Genomic DNA, 21,435 nt, shown 5'->3' on the forward strand with positions numbered 1-21,435 from the left:
AAGCTACCTGGAGTTTCCCGATGTTCCGTCAAGCCTTGCTCGTCACCGCCTGCGCAGCCGCGGCGCTTGCGCTGTTCGCCTGCGGCGGCAGCGACGATCCCACGTCGACGCCCGCCGTGTCGTCGCAGGACGCGCTGCAGACCGCCACGCCGATCAAGCACGTCGTCGTGATCTACGGCGAAAACGTGTCGTTCGACCACTACTTCGGTACCTACCCGAACGCGTCGAACCCGTCCGGCGAACCGGCCTTCAACGCGAAGCCCGGCACGCCGGCGATCAACGGGCTGACGGGCACGCTGCTCACCGCGAACCCGAACTTCACGAACACGGCCAACGGCACCGACGCCGCGAACCCGTTCCGCCTCGACCGCACGCAGGCCGCGACCGCCGACCAGAACCACGCGTACACGGCCGAGCAGCAGGCCGAGGACAACGGCCTCGCCGACCTGTTCCCGAAATACACCGGCAAGGGTTCGTCCGGCGGCGCCGGCGCGTTCGGCACGAAGGGCCAGGTGATGGGCTACTTCGACGGCAACACCGTGACCGCGCTGTGGAACTACGCGCAGCGCTTCGCGATGAGCGACAACGCGTACACGACGGTCTACGGCCCGTCGACGCCGGGCGCGCTGAACGTCGTGTCGGGCCAGACCAACGGGATGCAGATCGTCAAGACGTCGAAGCAGCCGTCGACGCTCGCCGCCACCTCGTACTACATCAACGACGGCCAGGGCGGCTTCACGATGATCAACGACGTCGACCCGGGCTTCGACGTGTGCTCGAGCACGACCGACCAGGCGATGATGAGCGGCAAGAACATCGGCGACCTGCTGAACAGCGCGAAGATCACGTGGGGCGGCTTCATGGGCGGCTTCAACCTGTCGACGACCAACAGCAACGGCACGACCGGCTGCAGCCGCAGCACGGTCGCCACCGCCGTGAACGCCGCGACGACCGACTACATCCCGCACCACAACTGGTTCCAGTACTACGCGTCGACCGCGAACCCGCAGCACACGCGCCCGAGCGCGGTCGCGGCGATCGGCTCGAGCTTCGAAGCCGACGGCAAGACGGCCGAACCGGCGAACCACCAGTACGACACCGACGACTTCTTCGCGGCCGCGAAGGCCGGCAACTTCCCGTCGGTCAGCTTCCTGAAGGCGCCGGCCGCGCAGGATGCGCACGCCGGCTACTCGGATCCGCTCGACGAGCAGGCGTTCGTGACGAAGGTCGTCAACTTCCTGCAGCAGCAGCCGGACTGGCAGAACACGGCCGTGATCGTCACCTATGACGACTCGGACGGCTGGTACGACCACGCGTACATGGCACCGACCCGTGCGTCGTCCGACGCGGTCGACCAGGTGAACGGCAACGGCAAGTGCGGCTCGGGCGGCACCACCGGCGTGAACGGCGGCACGGTGAACGGCCGCTGCGGCCCGGGCGTGCGCATCCCGCTGGTCGTGATCTCGCCGTACGCGAAGCAGAACTACGTCGACCACACGTTGATCGACCAGGCGTCCGTCGTGCGCTTCATCGAGGACAACTGGCTCGGCGGCCAGCGCATCGGCGGCGGTTCGTTCGATGCGACGGCCGGCGACCTGCGCGGGCTGTTCGACTTCTCGTCGAAGCCGAACACGGCGCCGCTTTATCTCGATCCGGCGCAAGGCACCGTGCTGAGCGCGGCGCCGTCGATCTGACCGGCATCGCGTAACCGGTCGCAGCAGGCAACAGCAGGCCGGCGCATCGTGCGCCGGCCGTTTCCGTTTAACGCGCCGCTTTCACACGGTGCCCGATTTTCGACCGACAGCATGACAGCTCGTCCCGCGTTCCCGTCTCCCGACGCATCCGGCGCCGCCGCGTCGCGTTCCCCTGCCCGCGTGCCGCGCCGCGCGGCGTTCGCGCTCGGCGCGGCCGTGCTCGGTTACGGCGCGTTCGCGATCGCGTTTCCGGCCCGTACGCCGGCGGCGATTGGCGACGTCGTCGCCGGCTGGACGGGTGCGAATCCGCATCCGGTCGTGCTGCAGCGCCCGGCCGCGCAGCCGCTGTCGGCGGTCGCGCAGCTCGGGCGCGCGCTGTTCGCCGATCCGTCGCTGTCGGCATCCGGCAAGCAGTCGTGCGCGTCGTGCCATAGCCCCGATCATGCGTACGGCCCGCCGAACGGGCTCGACGTGCAGCCGGGCGGCCTCGCGATGACGCAGCAGGGCTACCGCCCGCCGCCGTCGCTGATGTACCTGTATCGCCAGCCCAACTTCAGCATCGGCCCCGATGCCGGCGAAAACGACGCCGCGCCGAGCGTCGCGCAGCAGGCGGCATCCGCGGCCGGCGTCGTCAAGGCGCAGAAGGTGGCCGGCACGTCGGCCGCGCCGCAGTTGGTGCCGCAGGGCGGGATGTTCTGGGACGGCCGCGCCGATACGTTGCAGCAGCAGGCGTTCGGGCCGCTGCTGAATCCGGTCGAGATGGCGAACGCGAGCATCGACGACGTCGCGCGCAAGCTCGCGCAGTCGCCGCATCGCGCGCAGTTCGAGCAGCTGTTCGGGCCGCGTGTGTTCTCCACGCCGCAGCTCGCGGTGTCGGAGGCGATGTTCGCGATCGCACGGTATCAGGTCGAGGATCCGTCGTTCCATCCGTACAGCAGCAAGTACGATCGCTGGCTCGAAGGCCGCGCGCGCCTCACGCAGGCCGAGTTGCGCGGGCTGAAGCTCTTCAACGATCCGGACAAGGCGAATTGCGCGGGCTGCCACCTGTCGAAGCCCGGCAAGGACGGCTTGCCGCCGATGTTTACCGACTACCAGTACGAGGCGCTCGGCGCGCCGCGCAACAAGGCGCTCGCGCAGAACCGCAACCCGGCGTTCTACGATCTCGGCGTGTGCGGGCCGTTCCGCGCGGACCTGAAGGACCAGACGCAGTACTGCGCGATGTTCCTCACGCCGACGCTGCGCAACGCGGCGACGCGCCACGCGTTCTTCCACAACGGCGTGTTCCATACGCTCGGCCAGGTGATGGCGTTCTACAACGAGCGCAGCATCTCGCCGCAGAAGTTCTATCCGCGCGGCGCGGACGGCAAGGTCGACGTGTACGACGACATCCCGGCGAAGTACCGAGCGAACGTCGACGTGACGGACGCGCCGTTCGATCGCAAGCCCGGCGACAAGCCCGCGATGACCGAGCAGGACATCAAGGATATCGAAGCGTTTCTCGGCACGCTGACCGACGAGCCGGCACGCTGACGGCTGGCCCGTCGCCGCTTTAGGTCAGCGCTGCGCGCGAATGCAGAGGAACGCCGGCGCCAGCGACAGCTCCGCATGGAGCCGCTCCGACACGGCCTTCATCTCGGGCAGCGGCGTCGGTTCGACGAACCTGTCGAGCCGCCAGCCGGCGTCGGCGAGCGCGTTCAGGATGTCGGCAAGCGGCCGGCGCCACGCTTCGACATAGGGCTTCGGTTCGCCGAAACCCGACCAGTGGAAGCCGAAACGGCTCGTATCGAAGTACGTGGCGTCCCCGCGTGTGCGCTCGTCCATCCAGTCGCGCATCGGGTGCGCCATCGAGAACACGAGCGTCCCGCCGGGCCGTGCGACGCGTCTGAATTCACGCAGCGTCGGGGCGAGGTCGCGCACGTAGTCGAGCGCGAGCGAGCACAGCACCTTGTCGACCGACGCGTCGGGCAGCCACGCGAGCGGCGCCTCCAGGTCGCCCTCCACGACGTCGACCGTGAGGCCTGCGCAGCGCGTTTGCGCGAGCGCGACCATCTCGGGCGTGATGTCGAATGCGTGGACGGTCGCGCCGTGGCGCGCGAGGTGCGCGCTGCAGATGCCGGGCCCGCAGCCTGCGTCGAGCACCGTCAGGCCGTCGACGTCGCCGAGCAGTGCCATCGTTGTCGGACGCTCGTAGAGTGCGTTGTGCGCCTTGGTCGGCGCGATGTCCGCGTAGCGTTGCGCGAAGCTCGCATAGGCGCTGCGGGCGGACGGTTCGTTCGAATCGGGCATGCGGCATCCTTGGGCTAGGATTGGAAGATCGATTCTGCACGATCGGGGCGCGCATGGCGATGGTCGGGGCGCCGCCGCTGCGGCGCTTCAGAACTATCGCGGGTTCTCGGCCCGGTATGTGCTGTTGGGCCGCAGGACGAGCCGCTTCGCCGCCGCGTCGAGCTCCTTGCCGTGATACAGGTCCATGCATTTCAGGAAGTCGAATTTGACGTCCTTGATTTCCGACTCAACGACCGGATTCCGGTAATCGCGCGCCAGATACTTCGCGACCAGCGCTCGAACGACGTCCGGCGCGCGCTCCAGGTCGTAGTAAGTCCAGTCGCGCAGCGCGTTCGTGCTGCTGCCGATGTCCTTGCTTACGGCGGACTCCTGCCGATACGCAGTGGCCAGACACTGTGCGAGCGCCATGTCCTTGAAGTTCTGGATGTACGTACGTGAACCGGCCTCCGGCGAGGTTTGCGCCGCTTCCTTCGCTGACACCGCTGCAGGATGAAGTGCCGCACACGTCAGCGCGATCGCGATCCAGGCTTCCCTCATGACAGGCTCCAGAAATTCGCACGATCCGTACGATACCGTGCGCTCGGCTCATTGAAGTAGCAGCGGTCGTAACATGTATTTCCATTGAACAACGTTGCGTGACCCTGCGCGTCGCTCCAGCCGGAGACCTCGAACAGGATGACGCCTTGTCGCCCCGACAAGGGTCCACCGTTCGACGGCGGAAACCTGACTACCTCCGCCTTCCCCCACCGCTGCTCGAGAAAGCGATTCAAGTCACGAACGCGAAAAAAGTATTGCCGATTGTCTCCGCCCGATACCGTTTGCCCGGAAATTCGGGGAATCACCATGCCGGCCTCGCCGAGGATGTAGCTCATTCTCACCGCGCAGGTATTGCTCCACTGTTCCGAAGGGCTCGGATTGTTCACGTTCTTCTCGACGTATCCACCGATCATTTTCGCGACCCGTTCGCCGGAATTGGCCGGATCATAAATTCGCTGGGATGCCGCCCACGCAACGGCAAATGACGGTCGTTTCACTTTGGCTCCTTGTCATTGGAATGAAGTCGAATCGGCTGGCGTGCGTCGGAAAAATCACGGCCCCGCGTGGTTTCCTGACAGCCTTGGGGGCATTCGCCGCATGCATCATGATGCATTGATCGAAAGGTTTTTGTAATACCAATGCCGTGACGGTGGCAGGGGTACATCCGGCAGATTGCCGTGCTTCCCCCCTCGTTTTCCCCAACCCGAATCGCCTTGACTCCGCCCGCCCAATCGTCAAAACTTCACACATTTCAAGTGTGATCACAGATCGCAGATCAAACCCAGGAGAACCCGCCTTGGCGCCCCGTATCGTCCCGCCCGCACTGAAAGCCATCGAATCTGAAACGATGGCCGACAAGGTCTACCAGCAACTGCGCGAAGCGCTGATGAGCGGCCGATTCGCGCCTGGCCAGGCGCTGAGCCTGCGCAGCGTCGCCGAGGCCGTCGGCTCGTCGACGATGCCGGTGCGCGCCGCGCTCACGCGGCTGCGCGCCGAACGCGCGCTGGTCGACGGCCCTAACCGCGCGCTCGTCGTGCCGCCGATGACGCTCGACATGCTCGACGAACTGCGCGACGTGCGGATCGCGCTCGAAGGTTGCATCGCCGAGCGCGCATGCGCACGGATGACCGACGCGCAGATCGCCGCCGTGCGCAAGACTTGCGAGACGATGCAGGCGCACGTCGAGGCCGGCCGCTCGCGCGCCTACCTGCAAAGCAATTTTGCGTTCCACAGCGCGATCTACGCGCATGGCGCCAGCGAAAACACGCTCGCGATCGTCGAGAACCTGTGGATGCGCGTCGGTCCGTTCCTCAACATGGTCGCGCTCGATATCCCGCATATGCGGCGCTCGATGGACGCACACCGCGCGATCGTCGATGCCCTCGAGCGGCGCGACGGCGCGGGCGTGCGGGCCGGCATCGCGCTCGACATCGGCGGCGCCGCACACGACCTCGCCGAGACGCTGCGGGCCGAACAGACACCGCGGACCGTGAACGCGAAACCGTAGCGCCCGCTCGACGCGACCGGACGAATCGCGAGCGGCCCCAATCCGACTACATCAACGATGGAGACAACCCGGCATGACAGCTTCCGACCTGCTGAAACCCTATGACGGCCTGCGCGTCCTCGTGACGGGCGGCGCATCGGGCATCGGCCTCGAAATCGCCGGCGCGTTCGCCGAATGCGGCGCGCGCGTGCACGTGTGCGACGCGTCGCAAGCCGCGATCGCGGCGCTGGCGGACCGGCCGCCGCGCGCCGCAACCGGCGCGATCAGCGCAACGCTGGCCGACGTCTCCGACCCGGCGGCCGTCGAGCGCGTGTTCGCCGACGTATCGGCTACGCTCGGCGGCCTCGACGTGCTGGTCAACAACGCGGGCATCGCCGGCCCGACCGGCGGCATCGACGAAATCGACCCCGTGCAGTGGGAGCAGACCGTCGCGATCAATCTGAACGCGCAATTCCAGTTCGCTCGCCGCGCAGTGCCGCTGCTGCGCGACTCGAAACACGGCGGCGCGATCATCGCGCTGTCATCGGTCGCCGGCCGGCTCGGTTACGCGTTTCGTACGCCCTACGCGGCCACGAAATGGGCGGTGGTCGGTCTCGTGAAGAGCCTCGCGATCGAACTCGGGCCGCTCGGCATTCGCGTGAACGCGATCCAGCCCGGCATCGTGCGCGGCCCGCGGATGCGCCGCGTGATCGAGGCGCGCGCGCAGCAGCTCGGCATCGGCTACGACGAGATGGAGAAGCGCTATCTCGAGAAGATTTCGCTGCGACGCATGACCGATCCGGCCGAGATTGCCGCGACCGCGCTGTTCCTGTGCTCCCCGGGCGGGCATGGCATTACCGGGCAGGCGATCTCCGTCTGCGGCAACGTCGAAGTGCTCTGACGCCTCCCGCATCGTTCATCGAAAGGAATCCATCCGTGGCAAACGCTCGCAAAGTCATCATCACCTGTGCGCCGACCGGCGCGATCCATACGCCGTCGATGTCGCCGTACCTGCCCGTGACGCCGCACGAAATCGAAGCGGCGGCGGTCGCGGCCGCGCAGGCCGGCGCGGCGATCCTGCACCTGCACGCACGCAACCCGTCCGACGGCAAGCCGACGCAGGATCCAGCCGTGTTCGCCGAATTCCTGCCGCGCATCAAAGCGCAGACCGACGCGGTGATCAACCTCACGTCGGGCGGCAGCCCGCACATGACGGTCGACGAACGGTTGCAACCCGCGCTGCATTTCCAGCCCGAGGTCGCCTCGTTGAACATGGGCTCGATGAATTTCGGACTCTATCCGATGCTCGAGCGCTTTCGCGAACTGAAGCATCCGTGGGAGCGCGAACATCTCGAGAAAAGCCGCGATCTCGTATTCAAGAACACGTTCGCCGACATCGAGACGATCCTCACGCGCTGCGGCGCGAACGGCACGCGATTCGAATTCGAGTGCTACGACATCTCGCACCTGTACAACCTCGCGCACTTCGTCGACCGCGGGCTCGCGAAGCCGCCGTTCTTCGTGCAGAGCGTGTTCGGCTTGCTCGGCGGGATCGGCGCGCACCCGGAGGACCTGATGCACATGCGCCGCACGGCCGACCGTCTGTTCGGCGACGATTACGTGTGGTCGATACTCGGCGCGGGTCGCAACCAGATTCCGCTCGCGACGATCGGTGCCGCGCAAGGCGCGAATGTGCGCGTCGGGCTCGAGGATTCGCTGTGGATCGGGCCCGGCAAGCTCGCCGAATCGAGCGCCGCGCAGGTACTGAAGATGCGGCAGGTGCTCGAAGGCCTGTCGCTGGAGATCGCGACGCCGGCCGACGCGCGCGCGATGCTCAAGCTCAAGGGCGGCGACGCGGTCAAGTTCTAATCGCCGGGTTGCGCCCGACACCACGCAACACCAGGACCCGCAAGCGCAGAGACAAGGCGCCGGCCCGAGCCGGCCGGTGCCAGGATGCCTTCCATCGCCCCGCTCCCGTCGAGCGCCGCCGGCGCGGCTCCGTCGTCTGCCCCTCCGCTGCGCGCGACGCAGCGGCCTCAGCCGAACGCGGCACGCCGTGCTTGCCGTGTGCGCCCGTTCGCCATTACCGGAGTCGTCCGCATGTCCACTCATCACGCCCAGGCCCTGCCTTCCGCCGTCGGCGACGCAAGTGCGTCGCTGAACCGGCTGCTGTTTCGCAAACTGATGCCGCTGCTGATCGCCGCCTACGTAATCAGCTTCCTTGACCGCACCAACATTGCATTCGCAAAACACTCGATGGGTGTCGATCTCGGCATTTCATCGGCCGCCTACGGACTCGGCGCGGGCCTGTTCTTTCTCACCTACGCGCTATTCGAAATCCCGAGCAACCTGATCATGCACCGGGTGGGCGCGCGCTTCTGGATCACGCGAATCATGATCACGTGGGGTGCGTTGTCGATCGCGATGGCGTTCGTTGCCGGCCCGACGTCGTTTTACGTGATGCGCCTGCTGCTCGGCGCCGCCGAAGCCGGGCTGTTTCCGGGCGTGATGCTGTACCTCACGTACTGGTTCGGTCGCGAGGAACGTGCGCGGGCGACCGGCTATTTCCTCCTCGGCGTGTGCATCGCGAACATCGTCGGTGGTCCGCTGGCCGGCGCGCTGATCGAACTCGATGGAAGGCTCGGCTTCCACGGCTGGCAATGGCTGTTCGTCGTCGAGGGAATTCCGGCCGTCCTGCTCGCCTTCGTCGTGTGGACACGGCTGCCGGACCGCCCGAGCAGCGCGCCGTGGCTGTCCCCCGAAACCGGCCGCGCGCTCGAACGCACGCTGGCGGCGGAACAGGATGCAGGCGTTGCAACCCACGGCGGCCACGCGTTCGGTGCCGCGCTGCGCGATCCGCAGATCTGGCTCGCGATCTTCGTGTACTTCTGCCACCAGTTGACCATCTATACGGTGATCTTCTTCCTGCCCGGCATCATTGGCGCATCCGGACGCTTTTCGCCGTTCGCGGTGGGATTGCTGACCGCGTTGCCTTGGCTCGCTGCCGCCCTTGGCGCCGCCACACTGCCGCGCTTTGCGCGCGAGTCGCATCATTCGCGCCGGATACTGTGCGCCGGGCTCATCGTAATGGCCGCGGGAATGGTAGGTGCCGCGCATGCGTCGCCCGTGGCCGGTCTCGCTTGCGTGTGCGTCGCCGCGTCGATGTTCTTCGTCGTGCAGTCGATCGTGTTCACGTTTCCCGCGTCGCGACTCGCCGGCAGCGCACTGGCCGGCGGTCTCGGCCTCGTGAATACGTGCGGGCTGCTCGGCGGCTTCGTCGGGCCGACCGTCGTCGGCGCGATCGAACAGACGACCGGCAATGCGAAGAACGGGCTGACGCTGCTGGCAGCGGCGCTCGTCGTCGCAGCGTTCGCGAGCCTCGCGTTGCGTCACGGACACGAACGCGCCGACGCACGGTCGCGCGATTGAGGACCGGCGAAATCCTGCACAGAACCGGCAGACGCGCTTCGGCGTGATCCGTCGGGATACGGGCTGGAAACCGGCAAGGAAACGGGAAAAAGCGATGACAGGCAGCCCGCGCGCCGTAGCCTGTGCCGAGGAGGGCTACCGGGTCGCCGTCACCGGCGTGGCGACGGCCGCGGCCGCCCCGAGCCGTCCCTCCACCACCCACTGCGCGAACCGGTACGCAACCAGCGAGCCCGCCACGGCCAGCAGCATCGGCACCAGGCTGTCGTGATTCGCGCGCGTGAATTCGAGCAGCAGCACGACGGCCGTGATCGGCATCTGCATCGACGCGGCGAGGAACGCGGTCGCGCCGACCAGCGCGCATCCGCCGATCGACGCGCCCGGCCACACGAGGCTCCACATCCCGCCGAGCACGACGCCGAGCAGCGCGCCGTTCGCGAGACCGGGCGTCAGCAGCCCGCCCTCCGCCCCCGCGCGCAGGCTGCCCGCCTCGATCGCCACCTTCAGCACGAGCAGCGTCGCCGCGAGCCCGATCGTCAGCGTGCCGTCGAAGCCCATCGAAGCCGGCCCCTTGCCATTGCCGAGCAGTTGCGGAAAGCGCATCGCGAGCACGCCGATCACCGCGAAGTTGACCAGCGCGAGCACCGGCAGCAGCCGGCCCTTCGGCGCATCCGCCCGTGCGCGGCTCGTGAGCCGCACGAAGCCGTACGCGGCGAAACCGAACAGCGGCCCGCAGACGATCGACCACGCGACGAGCGGCGTACTCAGCACGAACGCAGGCACCGTGTACTGATGTTCGTTGCCGAGGCCGATCCATGCGACGGCCGCCGCGATCGCCGAGGTGACGACGGCCACCACCAGCGCGCGCAGTTCGAACGTGCCGAGCAGCACTTCGAGCACGAACACCGCACCGCCGAGCGGCACGTTGTAGACGGCCGCGAGCCCGGCACCCGCGCCGCACGCGACCATCAGCCGGCAGTCGGCGGGCGTCAACCCCGCGCGGTGCGCGAACTGCCCGGCCAGCAGCGAGCCGATCTCGCGCGGCGCGACTTCGCGGCCGAGCGGCGAACCGAGCGCAACGGTGACGATCTGCAGCAGCGCGTGCACCGTCGTGCTGACGAACGGCATCCGCGGATCGGCGGCACGCACGGCACGGCGGATGCTGACGAGCGGCCGGCCGTAGCGGTACAGCGCCCACCAGCCGCCGCCCGCGACCAGCCCACAGACGACGAGCACCGCGAGCCGGCGCAGCGGGTCGGCCTGGCTCACGCCGGTAAGGAAGCTCTCGGTGCCGACCACGTGCGCGAGGCTGTAGTCGTACGCGACGTGCTGGATCGCGTGCAGCAGCAGCGCGAGCAGCATCCCACCGACACCCGCGCCGACGCCGGTCAGGATCGTGACGGCAGCCATCCGCGCGAACGGACTGGCGGACGGCGAGGAAGACACGGGAGCAGACGGAAGATCGAGGCGCATGAGGTCGGCGGATGATGATCGACAAGACGGCGCGCACCATGCACGCCGCCGTCAGGACCGCATCGTAGGCGTCGATCTCTCATGAGACAAACGTATTTTTCTGATCAACTCATGCATTCAGCGCATACAAGAAAGACGGCAGTTCCCGACGGGGGCGTGCCGCCGTGCGCCGCCGTCGCCGCATTCGCGTCACTCCGGATACGTGACGCGCTCCGGCTCGCGCCGCATGATCACCTTCCCGTGGCGCACCGACAGCGTGGCCTTCACCTGCCGGCGCACGGCTTCATAGTCGCTGTCGGCATCGAGCACGACCAGGTTCGCCGGCCGCCCGACCGCGATCCCGTAGCCGTCGCCGAGATGCATCGCCGTCGCGCTGTGATCGGTCACGAAGTCGAGACAGCGCTGCAGGTCCTGGTAGCCCATCATGTGGCAGATGTGCAGGCCGGCGTCGAGCACGCGCAGGATGTTGCCGTTGCCGAGCGGATACCACGGATCCTTGATCGAATCCTGTCCGAAGCACACGTTCAGGCCCGCGCGATCGAGTTCCGCGACACGCGTGAGCCCGCGCCGCTTCGGAAACGTGTCGAAGCGCCCCTGCAGATGAATGCTCTCGGTCGGGCACGACACGAAGTTCAGGCCCGCGCGCTTCAGCAGCCGGAACAGCTTCGAGCAATACGCGTTGTCGTACGAGCCCATCGCGGTCGTGTGGCTCGCGGTCACGCGCGCGCCCATGCCGCGCACGCGCGCCTCTTCCGCGAGGACTTCCAGAAAGCGCGAATGCGGATCGTCGGTCTCGTCGCAGTGCACGTCGACGAGGCAGCCGGTGCGCTCGGCCAGCTCCATCAGGAAGCGGATCGAGCTGACGCCCTGCTCGCGCGTGTTCTCGAAATGCGGGATCCCGCCGACGACGTCCGCGCCGAGTTCGATCGCCTGCGCCATCAGCGCGCGGCCGCCGTCGAACGACTCGATGCCTTCCTGCGGAAACGCGACGATCTGCAGGTCGATCAGCCCGCGCGCCTCGTCCTTCACTTCGAGCATCGCCTTCAGCGCGGCCAGCGTCGGATCGGTGACGTCGACATGGGTGCGCACGTGCTGGATGCCGTGATCGCGCAGCATGCCGATCGCCGCATGCGCGCGCGCCTTCGTGTCCTCGTGCGTGATCGTCGCCTTGCGCTCGGACCAGCGCTCGATGCCCTCGAACAGCGTGCCGCTCATGTTCCAGGCCGGCTCGCCGGCCGTGAGCACCGCATCGAGATGGATATGCGGTTCGACGAGCGGGGCAATCGCGAGACGGCCGCCCGCATCGACATCGCCGGCGCCGACCGATGTGACCGGCGCGGCCTGCGCGTCGATCCGCGCGATCCGGTCGCCGTCGATGCCGATCGTGAACAGCCCGTCGCGGCCGCGCAGGCGTGCATTGAAGAGGTTCATGGTGGGTCCAGGCGTCATGCGGCGTCAGCGCGCCGCGTAGTGGGGAAAAACCGGCTCCTGCGATGCGTGCCGCGCTTATTTGAAATCCTCGATCGTCAGGCCGGTCGCCGCGCTCATCTCGTCGTTCGTCACGTCGCGCACGTGCTTGCCGAACGTCCACACATGCCGGCCGGGATCGCGCGCGCGATACATGCGATCGCCGTAGAACTGGTCGGCCGGCGCCTGCAGGATCTCCGCGCCGGCCGCACGCGCGCGTTCGCAGTGCGCGTCGATGTCGGCGTCGTCGGGAAGATGCACGTGGACGTGCTGCGTGTTCCGGTCGCCCGTGTCGTGCGGCGACGCGATGAAGTCGGCCCACGCGCCGCCGATCATGACGAGGCCGTCGCCGAATCTCATTTCGGCGTGCGCGATGTCGCCTTCCGGCGTGGTGACGACCAGCGCGCGCTCGAAGCCGAATGCGCGTTCGAGCCACGCGAGCGCGGCTTTCGGGTCGCGGTAGCACAGCGCGGCACTCAAGGAAGGACGGCGCGGCGTGGTCATCGGGGGCTCCGGATCTCGGCAATGGTCTGCCCATTCTCCACGCGCGCGGCGCGGCGATCAACTCCCGCGCCGGCGACGCGCGTGTTGTCAATGCGCGACACGGCATGCGCGGCCGCCCGACCGCTCGCGTCGCGCCGTCGGCGAAAACGCACGCCGTCCGGCCTCCGGACCGATTTGTGAACGCCGTGTGACGCACTCTTGCGCAACTCGCAACGGTGTACTCGCGCGCCTGCGGCCGGAATCGCGCGACCCCGCCCCTACACTTGCGCCGAACTTTGGTCACCCGTCCCACACGCAGGAGCTGTTACATGCACAAAACGAACAAAACCCTGATTGCCGCCGCATCCGCCGCCGCACTCTTCGCCCCGCTCGCGCACGCCCAGAGCTCGGTCACGCTGTACGGCCTGATCGACGCCGGCATCGCTTACACCAACAACGCCGGCGGCGCATCGCTGTGGCGCATGACCTCCGGCACGGTCAACGGCAGCCGCTTCGGCCTGCGCGGCACGGAAGATCTCGGCGGCGGCCTGAAGGCGCTGTTCGTCCTGGAGAACGGCTTCAACGTGAACAACGGTGCGCTCGGGCAGGACGGCAAGCTGTTCGGCCGCCACGCGTATGTCGGCCTGACCAGCAGCGGCTACGGCACGCTGACGCTCGGCCGCCAGTACGACACGATGGTCGACTTCGTCGCGCCGCTGTCCGCGACGGCCGGCGACTTCGGCGATACCGGCTTCGCGCATCCGTTCGACAACGACAACCTGAACCACTCGGTGCGCATCAACAACGCGGTGAAGTACACGAGCGACACGATCGCGGGCTTCAAGGTCGGCGCGCTGTACGGGTTCTCGAACTCGACGAACTTCGCCGGCAACCGCGCGTACAGCGTCGCGGCAAGCTACACGAACGGCCCGCTGAAGCTGGCCGGCGCGTACCTGCAGATGAACGGCACGAAGGGCTCGACGAGCGCGAGCCCGGGCGCGACCGACGTGGCCGAAGCGAAGAGCGTGAGCCAGGGCGGCTGGTCGGTGGGCGCGGACCGCATGCGCTCGTACGGCGGCGGTGTCAGCTACGTGTTCGGTCCGGCGACGGTCGGCTTCGTCTATACGCGCTCGCAGTACGACAACTCGGGCTCGTTCGGTTCCACCGGCCAGGTCGCGTTCAACAACTACGACGTGAACGTGCGCTATGCGGTGACGCCGGCCGTCAGTCTCGGCGCGGCCTACGTGTACACGGACGCCAGCGTGTCGAACCCGGACAGCAAGCACGGCACCGATCCGAAGTGGCATCAGGTCGACCTGCAGGCCGTGTACAAGCTGTCGCGCCGCACCGACCTGTACGCGGAAGCGATGTACCAGCACGCGTCGGGCCGCGGCTACCAGGCCTTCATCAACACGTCGGGCGGCGCCTCGAGCACCGCGAACCAGATCGTCGGCACGATCGGCATGCGCACGCGGTTCTGAGTTCCGCGCCGCGTGAGCGCCCGTCGCCCGTCCGCCAGGACCCTGTCCTGGCGGACGGGTTCGCGCGCTGTGGGCGACCTGCACCAATGTTGTTCCATCTGGAAAGCTGCCTGCCCGGAATCGGGGTTTTTGTGCGCGCGTGTGCTGCATAGACTGGCATCGACGGTTCGGATCGCGCGTCGATCACCGGACCGGCCTCACACCCCGTCTACTGGAGAACATCGTGAAATCGCTCGTCGTTACCGCCGCCGCTGCCGTCCTGCTTGCCGCACCGGCCCTGTCGTTCGCTCAGTCCGCCAAGGCGCCCGTCACGCGCGCACAGGTGCTGCAGGAGCTCTACGACCTCGAATCGGTCGGCTACAACCCGTCGCTCGGCGACGCCGGCAATTATCCGGACGACATCATGGCCGCGCAGGAACGCCTGGCAGCAAAACGGCTCGCCGAGCACAAGGCCGCGCAACGCGCATATGGCCCGGCCGGTGCGGGCGCAACGGAATCGGGCGTGGCGGCAAAGCCCGCGCTGTGAAGACACGCAGCAACGCCGCACCCGCGCGACATGCGTCCCGCGGGCGCGGCGGAAATCGCGCGAAACGGTTCGTCACGATGGATGCGGCCGGACAGCGTGCCGTCCGGCACGCGGCCATCTCGTCCTGGATTCGCGCTCGGGCTGCCTGATCAGGCAGCCTGCGGCTCGCGGTCGATCGCGTTCAGCATCTCGACGTCGCGGGCGATCATCCCCGGCACCTGCGCACGCAGCATCTCGACCCAGGTGCGCACCTTCGCGTCGATGAAGCGGCGCGACGGATACAGCGCATACACGTTCATCTTCTGCAGGATGTGCCCGGGCAGCACGCGCACGAGCGTACCGTCCTGCAGCGCGTCGATCGCCGCATACAGCGGCAGCATGCCGATCCCGATACCGTCGCGGATCGCGAGCGCGAGCGACTCGGCCGTATTGGTCTGCACCGGCCCGGTGACATGGATCTGCTCGATGCCGTCGGCGCCTTCGAGCACCCATTCGTGGGTCGGGAACGCCGGCGTGCAAAGTGTCAGGCACGCGTGCGCGCCGAGATCCTGCGGGCGGGCCGGCGCGCCGTGGCGCTTCACGTACTCGGGCGACGCGCACAGGATGCTGAAGGTCGAGCCGAGCAGGTGCGACACGAGTTCCGAATCGGGCAGCGACGATGCGGTCACGACCGCCATGTCGCTCGTGCCGTCGAACAGGTCGGGCATGCGCTGCGACAGCGACAGCTCGATCGACACGTCCGGATATTGCGTGTGATAGCGCGTGAGCGCGGGCATCACGTAGTGATGGCCGACGCTCGCGAAGCTGTGCATGCGCAGCACGCCGGCCGGCCGTTCGTGCGCGCAGCTCGCCTCCTCCTCGGCGCGATCGACGTCGGCAAGAATCTGGCGGCAGCGCCGCAGATAGCTTTCGCCGGCCGACGTCAGCGCGAGGCGGCGCGTCGAGCGATTCATCAGACGGGTGCGCAGACGCGCCTCGAGTTCCGACACCGCGCGCGACATCGCGCCCGTCGTCGAATTCAGCGATTGCGCGGCCGCGGTGAAACTGCCCGTCTCGACGACGCGCGTAAACACCCGCATGTTTTGTAGGGTATCCATTCCTGTGAGCCACCTGTAGCGGAGCCGCTATTTTCCTCCAGCGGGTGCGACAGATTGTTACGCGGCCTGCAACTATCGTTTCCCCGTAGCTGCGTTAATGCCCGCGCGCCGCACTCCTACAATCGGCGCCTCACCAGTCGAACGGACCCGTCCGGACGCGCCGCGGCACCGCACGCGCCCCGCTTTTTTTCATGAAGCCACAACCTGCGATCGAGCGACCTTCCATCGAACCGGCCCGATGGAGAACCTGGCTCGATCCGCTCGGCGGCGCCGCGCGCGACTGGGCCGCGACCGACGGGCTGATCTGGCTGCACCTCGCCAAGACCGTGCTCGCCGCGCTGCTCGCGATGGGGATCGCGATGCGGCTCGAGATGTCGCAGCCGCGCACGGCGATGACGACCGTGTTCGTGCTGATGCAGCCGCTGTCGGGGATGGTGTTCGCGAAGAGCTTCTACCGCATGCTCGGCACGGCGGCCGGCCTCGTCGCCGCGCTCGCGCTCGGCGGGCTGTTCGCTCAGCAGCCGGAGCTGTACATGGCCGGCATCACGCTGTGGGTCGGCGGCTGCATCGCGCTCGCGGTGCGCAATCGCCATTTCCGCTGGTACGGGTTCGTGCTCGCCGGCTACACCGCCGCGCTGATCGGCCTGCCCGCGGTGATGACGCCGCAGACGCTGTTCCAGTCCGCGCTCACGCGCGCCGCGGAAGTCGCGCTCGGCATCGCATGCTCCGGCGCGGTCAGCGCGCTGATCCTGCCGCTCAGTTCCGCGAAAGCGCTGATGCGCTCGCTGAGCGCGCGTCATGTGAAGTTCGCGGCATTCGCGGCCGGCGCGCTGTCGGGCGACCTCGCGCGCGGCGACTTCGAGCGGCGCTTCGCCGATTTCGTCGACGAGATCGTCGGGTTCGAGGCCAACCGCGCGTTCGCGTCGTTCGAGGATCCGCACATTCGTGCGCGCAGCCGCCGGCTCGCGCGGCTCAACAGCGAGTTCATGAATGCGTGCACGCGCCTGCATGCGCTGCACCAGCTCGTCAAACGCCTGCGCGCGAACCGGTCGGACGCGGTGCTCGACGCACTCGCGCCGCACATCGATGCGCTCGCGCAGCGGATCACCGCATTGCGCGACGAGCGGCAGCGCGGCATCACGTCGACCACCGGCGCACTGCTCGAACTGCGCCGCTTTCACGCAGCGTTGCCGAAGGCCGCGCGCGCGTCGCGTCGCGCGATCGAGGATCACGCGGCCGGCGGCCTGCTCGACTTCGACACCGCGATCGAGCTGATGTATCGCTTCATCGGCGAGTATCTCGGCTACGCCGACACCAACGCATCGCTCGATCGCGACGATCACGCGTTCGAACGCTCGGTCACGCACTACGCGGTGAAGACCAATTCGTTCTTCGTCGGCTTCGCGTTCCTGCGCACGCTCGTCGCCGTCGGCGCGATGAGCGCGTTCTGGCTCGCGTCCGAATGGCCGAGCGGCTCGCTCGCCGTGATCGCGACCGCGATCGCGTGCGCGCTCAGCTCGACGTCGCCGCGCGCACCGAAGTTCGTCGCGCAGATGGGCGTCGGCGCGGCGTTCGCGACGGCCGTCGGCTACGTGTTTCTCTGTTACGTCTATCCGAACATCGACGGTTTTCCGCTGCTGTGCACGGCACTCGCGCCGGTGCTCGGCCTCGGCGCGTTTCTCGCGATGCGCCCGGGCCTGTCGGGCTACGGGATCGGCTTCGCGGTGTTCTTCTGCCTGCTCGCGGGCCCCGACAACGCGATCTCGTATACGCCCGAGGTGCTGATCAACAACGGCTTCGCCGTCGTCGTCGCGATGCTCGCTTGCTCGATCGTGTTCGCCGTGGTGTTTCCGACCCACATGCCGTGGCTCACGTCGCGGATCGCGCACGACCTGCGCCGCCAGGTCACGTTCGCGTGCGAAGGCGCGCGCGACGGGCTCGCCGCGCGCTTCCAGTCGAGCACGCACGACCTGATGGCGCAGCTGCGCACGCTGCTCGTCAAGCGCACGCGACAACATCGCGACGCACTGCGCTGGATGCTCTCGACGCTCGAAGTCGGCCATGCGGTGATCGACCTGCGCGACGAGCTGCACGGGTTCTGCGAATCGAAACCGCCGCAGACGCTGCGCTGGACCGCCTCGGTCGACGCGGTGCTGCACGAGCTGCCGCGCTTCTTCGACGATCCGACGCCGGGCCATCATGCGCGCACGCTCAAATCGGTGAACCTGTCGATTCGCGCCGCACAGCACACGCTGCACGCGTGGTACGCGGTGCCCGACGAACGCCACCGCATGCAGCGCATCGTCGGCTGCCTGCACTTCATCCGCAGCGCGCTGCTGGACAAGGATGCGCCGTTCAACCGCCATCGTCATTGAGCGCCGATGCCGGTCGGCGGGAGATCGATGCGTACGCAACGTCACCCTTGTTCCGATTGGAAATAAGCTCTGCACCCGCGGTGATTAATTTCCAGGCAATGCGAGCCTATAGTTTCCTCACTGCCAGCGAGACTGGCACTGACCCAGGAGAAACCGAAATGAAGCCGCTGCACCTCGCCCTCGTTGCCCTGTCGCTCACCGCCGCCGTCGCGCACGCGCAGAGCGCGCCGGCCAACGACGCGCAACAACCGGCGAACCGCGCCGAAGCCGTCCAGGCCTCGGGCCGCGTCGATCGTGCGCAATCGAAGCAGGAAGACCCGAACGCATGCGTGGGCCCCGTCAGCTTCTGCAACGTCTACTTCGGCAGCTGAGCATGACGCCGCGTCGTCACGGCCGGGCTCGCCGCGCGCACATCGCACGTATCGCACGTATCGCCTGCGCGCGTGCACGACGAGCCGGCCGATCGCCGCAACGACCCTGCCCGCCACGCCGCTTCGATTGAAGCGGCGCATGCCGTTTCAGGCGCCGCGCCCCGGCCGCCACCCCACTTCGCGCAACGCATCCAGCAAGCGCGCCTGCCCCAGCCCTTCGACCCGCGCGCCGCGCGACTCGACGTCGCTCCCCGCGACCAGCGCATTCACGATCGCTTCCTCCACCGCTTCCGCCGCGGCGACGAACAGTGCGGAGATGTGGTCGTTGTTCACCATCTTCACGGCCGTCGTCGGCGCGCCCTTGCTGCCGTAGTTCGCGGCGGGCAAGCCGTCGTTCCCCGTTGCGAACGCAAGGAAGATGTCGCCGCTCGAATCCTCGGTGCCGCCGCCGACGCGTGCCAGCCCGACGCTCGCACGCTGCGCGAGGCGCGTGCATTGATGCGGCAGCAGCGGCGCGTCGGTCGCGATCGTGACGACGATCGAACCCATCCCGGCCTCGCCCTGCCCGTCGGGCGCGCGAAACGGCGAAGGCACGTGCCGCAGCACGTCGCCGACCGGATAACCGGCCACGCGCAGCATCTCGCGCACGCCGTAGTTCGCCTGCACGAGCGCGCCGACGGTCCAGCCGCCCGCGTCGGCCGCCACCACCCGCGACGCGGTGCCGATACCGCCCTTGAACTCGTGGCAGATCATGCCGGTGCCGCCGCCCACGCCGCCTTCGGCGACCGGCCCCGACTGTGCGGCGGCCAGCGCGCGCAGCACGTGCTCGGCGCGCACGTGCTGCCCCCAGATGTCGTTGAGCAGGCCGTCGTAGGTTTCCATCACGACCGGCATGCACCAGTACACGCGGCCGGCCGCCGCCTCGCGTTCGTTCGCGACCAGCGCATCGCGCACCGCGCCGACGCTGTGCGTGTTCGTATAGGCGATCGGCGTCGTCAGCAGGCCGGCTTCGCGGATCCATTCGAGCCCGGTCGCGTCGCCGTTGCCGTTCAGCACATGGACGCCCGCGAAGCACGGCGAATCGTGCGCGGCACCCGCGCGCGGCTCGATCACGGTCACGCCGGTGCGGATCGATGCATCGCCGTTCTCGACGTTCAGCGTGCAATGTCCGACCCGCACGCCCGGTACGTCCGTGATCGCGTTGAAGCGGCCCGGCGTGCCGAGTCCGATGCGGATGCCGAGATCCCTCGTGCGCATGATGCAATTCCTCCAGTCTTTCAATGGTTGGGTGTGTCGGGTGGTTCAGAGCGAGCGGAACGCATCGCTGTGGCGCGCCCAGACCGCATACATCGCGAGCGCGGCCACCAGCAGAGCGCCGATGATGATCAGGTCGGTCGGCTTGGTCGCCGTCGCCAGCGTCGTGTAGAGCGTGTATGCGGCACCCGCGACCGCGACGAGCGGCGTCACGGGCCACAGCGGCATCCGGTAATGATGCTCGACGTCGCGGCGCACGAGCCGGCTCGCGAGCGCGGCCAGCCCGATGACCAGGTAGATCAGCAACAGCAGGTCGACCGTGAACGCGGTCAGCTCGTCGAGACTCGACACGAACACCAGCCCCGACGACGGCACGGCGAGCGCGAGCGTCGCGAGCCACGGCGATTCGAAGCGCGGATGGATCGTCGAGAACGCGCGGTTGCAGGTGCGCGACCAGAGCGCATGGCGGCCGCTGCTGTACAGCAGGCGCCCCATCGTGATCACGATCGCGATGATCGCGTTGAATACCGACAGGAAGATCCCGCCGCTGACCGCGCGCGACACCGCCGGGTTGCTCAGCGAGCGCACGACATAGCCGATCGGGTCGGCGCTCTTCGTCAGTTCCGTCAGCGACGGCGCGCCGAGCACGATCGCGGTGAGCGGAATCAGTTCGACGACGAGGATCACCAGCAGCGAATAGATCACCGCTTTCGCGACGTTGCGGTTGCCGCCGCGCAGGTCTTCCGCGAGATAGGCGGCGGAGCCGAAGCCGTTGTAGCAGAAGATCGCCGTGCCGATCGCGGGCACGATCGCCGCGAGCGTGGCCGGCACCAGCGCATTGCCGCTCGCGACGACCGGCGCGAACAGTGCGTCCGCGCCGCGATGCGGCGAGCCGAAGCCGAGCCCCGCAATCAGCATCAGCACGCCGATCTCGACGACGAGAAACGCGCCGGTGATCCATGCGTTCGTCTTGATGTTCAGCATGCCGAGCACGTAGCTGAGCAACACGATCGTCAACGCGACCGACTGGTTGCTGAAGTGCGTGCCGAGCGCGTTGTTCAGGTAGGGCGCGGCACCGCTTGCGAGCACCGCGGGAATGAACACGCTGACGGACAGCACCGTGATGAAGGTCAGATAGCCGGGCAGCGTGCCGAACACGCGTTTGGCCATCACGTATTCGCCGCCCGCGCTGCGGTGCGCGGCGCTGAGCTCCGCGTAGCAGAGCGCGAACGCGAGCGCGAGCACGCCGCCGAGCAGGAACGACAGCACCGCGCCGCTGCCGGCCTGCTGGATCGCGAACGGCGCGATCACGAAGATCGAGCTGGCGGGCGTCACGCCCGACACGGTGATCATCACCGCGTCGCGCACGCTGAGCGTCTGCGACAACGCGCGCGGCGCGCCTTCCGTGGCAGGCGTCGCTTGCAGCGTGCCCGTCGATTCCGACATCATCGCCATTTCGTTCTCCTGTTGCTTCTGTCC

The 21,435-nt window shown here is 67.9% G+C and carries 19 protein-coding genes; 10 read left to right on the forward strand and 9 right to left on the reverse strand.

Annotated elements, in window-relative coordinates:
- Positions 1-20 precede the first annotated feature (20 nt).
- Positions 21-1,694 carry a phospholipase C gene (locus DIE12_RS01125; RefSeq protein WP_124519491.1) on the forward strand — a complete coding sequence of 558 codons (1,674 nt, stop codon included), beginning with the start codon at positions 21-23 and terminating at the stop codon, positions 1,692-1,694.
- Between the two features lie 111 nt (positions 1,695-1,805).
- Positions 1,806-3,224: a cytochrome-c peroxidase gene (locus DIE12_RS01130; RefSeq protein WP_124519492.1), complete on the forward strand. Its 1,419-nt coding sequence runs from the start codon at positions 1,806-1,808 to the stop codon at positions 3,222-3,224.
- Between the two features lie 24 nt (positions 3,225-3,248).
- Here the strand turns inward: DIE12_RS01130 and DIE12_RS01135 are convergent, their stop codons facing one another.
- From DIE12_RS01135 to DIE12_RS01145, 3 genes are all read right to left on the reverse strand, one after another.
- Positions 3,249-3,980 carry a class I SAM-dependent methyltransferase gene (locus tag DIE12_RS01135; RefSeq protein WP_124519493.1) on the reverse strand — a complete coding sequence of 244 codons (732 nt, stop codon included), beginning with the start codon at positions 3,978-3,980 and terminating at the stop codon, positions 3,249-3,251.
- A gap of 93 nt (positions 3,981-4,073) precedes the next feature.
- A complete protein-coding gene (locus tag DIE12_RS01140; RefSeq protein ID WP_124519494.1) occupies positions 4,074-4,517 on the reverse strand; it encodes a type VI secretion system amidase immunity protein Tai4 in 444 nt (147 codons plus the stop codon).
- Positions 4,514-5,014: a type VI secretion system amidase effector protein Tae4 gene (locus tag DIE12_RS01145; protein ID WP_082088418.1), complete on the reverse strand. Its 501-nt coding sequence runs from the start codon at positions 5,012-5,014 to the stop codon at positions 4,514-4,516. The genes DIE12_RS01140 and DIE12_RS01145 overlap by 4 nt, the downstream gene beginning before the upstream one ends.
- 299 nt (positions 5,015-5,313) lie before the next feature.
- On the opposite strand from DIE12_RS01145, the gene DIE12_RS01150 reads away from it, so the two are divergent.
- The 4 genes from DIE12_RS01150 (at position 5,314) to DIE12_RS01165 (ending at position 9,432) form a co-directional block, all read left to right on the forward strand.
- The gene (locus DIE12_RS01150) at positions 5,314-6,024 is read left to right on the forward strand and encodes a GntR family transcriptional regulator (protein WP_124519495.1); all 711 of its coding nucleotides are present in this window, start codon (positions 5,314-5,316) and stop codon (positions 6,022-6,024) included.
- Between the two features lie 73 nt (positions 6,025-6,097).
- Entirely contained in the window at positions 6,098-6,904 is an 807-nt protein-coding gene (locus tag DIE12_RS01155; RefSeq protein ID WP_124519496.1) for an SDR family oxidoreductase, read from the forward strand.
- Positions 6,905-6,939: 35 nt separating this feature from the next.
- Complete coding sequence (locus DIE12_RS01160; protein ID WP_044843057.1) at positions 6,940-7,872, forward strand: 3-keto-5-aminohexanoate cleavage protein; 933 nt, start codon at positions 6,940-6,942, stop codon at positions 7,870-7,872.
- 231 nt (positions 7,873-8,103) lie between these two features.
- Positions 8,104-9,432 carry an MFS transporter gene (locus tag DIE12_RS01165; protein WP_124519497.1) on the forward strand — a complete coding sequence of 443 codons (1,329 nt, stop codon included), beginning with the start codon at positions 8,104-8,106 and terminating at the stop codon, positions 9,430-9,432.
- A 135-nt stretch (positions 9,433-9,567) separates the two neighbouring features.
- Here DIE12_RS01165 and DIE12_RS01170 read toward each other — a convergent pair whose 3' ends face one another.
- The 3 genes from DIE12_RS01170 to DIE12_RS01180 form a co-directional block, all read right to left on the reverse strand.
- On the reverse strand, positions 9,568-10,902 hold the full coding sequence (locus DIE12_RS01170; RefSeq protein WP_124519498.1) for a chloride channel protein: 1,335 nt from the start codon (positions 10,900-10,902) through the stop codon (positions 9,568-9,570).
- Positions 10,903-11,091: 189 nt separating this feature from the next.
- Positions 11,092-12,333 carry a cytosine deaminase gene (codA, locus tag DIE12_RS01175; protein WP_124519499.1) on the reverse strand — a complete coding sequence of 414 codons (1,242 nt, stop codon included), beginning with the start codon at positions 12,331-12,333 and terminating at the stop codon, positions 11,092-11,094.
- A 75-nt stretch (positions 12,334-12,408) separates the two neighbouring features.
- On the reverse strand, positions 12,409-12,873 hold the full coding sequence (locus DIE12_RS01180; protein ID WP_124519500.1) for a VOC family protein: 465 nt from the start codon (positions 12,871-12,873) through the stop codon (positions 12,409-12,411).
- Between the two features lie 308 nt (positions 12,874-13,181).
- On the opposite strand from DIE12_RS01180, the gene DIE12_RS01185 reads away from it, so the two are divergent.
- Together DIE12_RS01185 and DIE12_RS01190 are read left to right on the forward strand one after the other, a co-directional pair.
- Positions 13,182-14,333, forward strand: a complete 1,152-nt coding sequence (locus DIE12_RS01185; protein WP_044843051.1) for a porin — start codon at positions 13,182-13,184, stop codon at positions 14,331-14,333.
- 223 nt (positions 14,334-14,556) lie between these two features.
- Complete coding sequence (locus DIE12_RS01190) at positions 14,557-14,859, forward strand: DUF4148 domain-containing protein (RefSeq protein WP_124484885.1); 303 nt, start codon at positions 14,557-14,559, stop codon at positions 14,857-14,859.
- 149 nt (positions 14,860-15,008) lie between these two features.
- Here DIE12_RS01190 and DIE12_RS01195 read toward each other — a convergent pair whose 3' ends face one another.
- The gene (locus DIE12_RS01195; RefSeq protein WP_124484886.1) at positions 15,009-15,956 is read right to left on the reverse strand and encodes a LysR family transcriptional regulator; all 948 of its coding nucleotides are present in this window, start codon (positions 15,954-15,956) and stop codon (positions 15,009-15,011) included.
- 191 nt (positions 15,957-16,147) lie between these two features.
- On the opposite strand from DIE12_RS01195, the gene DIE12_RS01200 reads away from it, so the two are divergent.
- Positions 16,148-18,331, forward strand: coding sequence for an FUSC family protein (locus tag DIE12_RS01200; protein WP_124519501.1), 2,184 nt, complete (start codon positions 16,148-16,150; stop codon positions 18,329-18,331).
- A gap of 158 nt (positions 18,332-18,489) precedes the next feature.
- Positions 18,490-18,702, forward strand: coding sequence for a hypothetical protein (locus DIE12_RS01205; protein WP_124519502.1), 213 nt, complete (start codon positions 18,490-18,492; stop codon positions 18,700-18,702).
- 147 nt (positions 18,703-18,849) lie between these two features.
- Here the strand turns inward: DIE12_RS01205 and DIE12_RS01210 are convergent, their stop codons facing one another.
- Together DIE12_RS01210 and DIE12_RS01215 are read right to left on the reverse strand one after the other, a co-directional pair.
- Positions 18,850-19,959, reverse strand: a complete 1,110-nt coding sequence (locus DIE12_RS01210; RefSeq protein ID WP_124519503.1) for a P1 family peptidase — start codon at positions 19,957-19,959, stop codon at positions 18,850-18,852.
- A 45-nt stretch (positions 19,960-20,004) separates the two neighbouring features.
- Positions 20,005-21,411 carry an APC family permease gene (locus DIE12_RS01215; RefSeq protein WP_124484889.1) on the reverse strand — a complete coding sequence of 469 codons (1,407 nt, stop codon included), beginning with the start codon at positions 21,409-21,411 and terminating at the stop codon, positions 20,005-20,007.
- Between the last annotated feature and the right edge of the window lie 24 nt (positions 21,412-21,435).

The organism is Burkholderia sp. Bp9015 (assembly GCF_003853505.1).
In the GTDB taxonomy this organism is placed as follows: Bacteria; Pseudomonadota; Gammaproteobacteria; order Burkholderiales; family Burkholderiaceae; genus Burkholderia.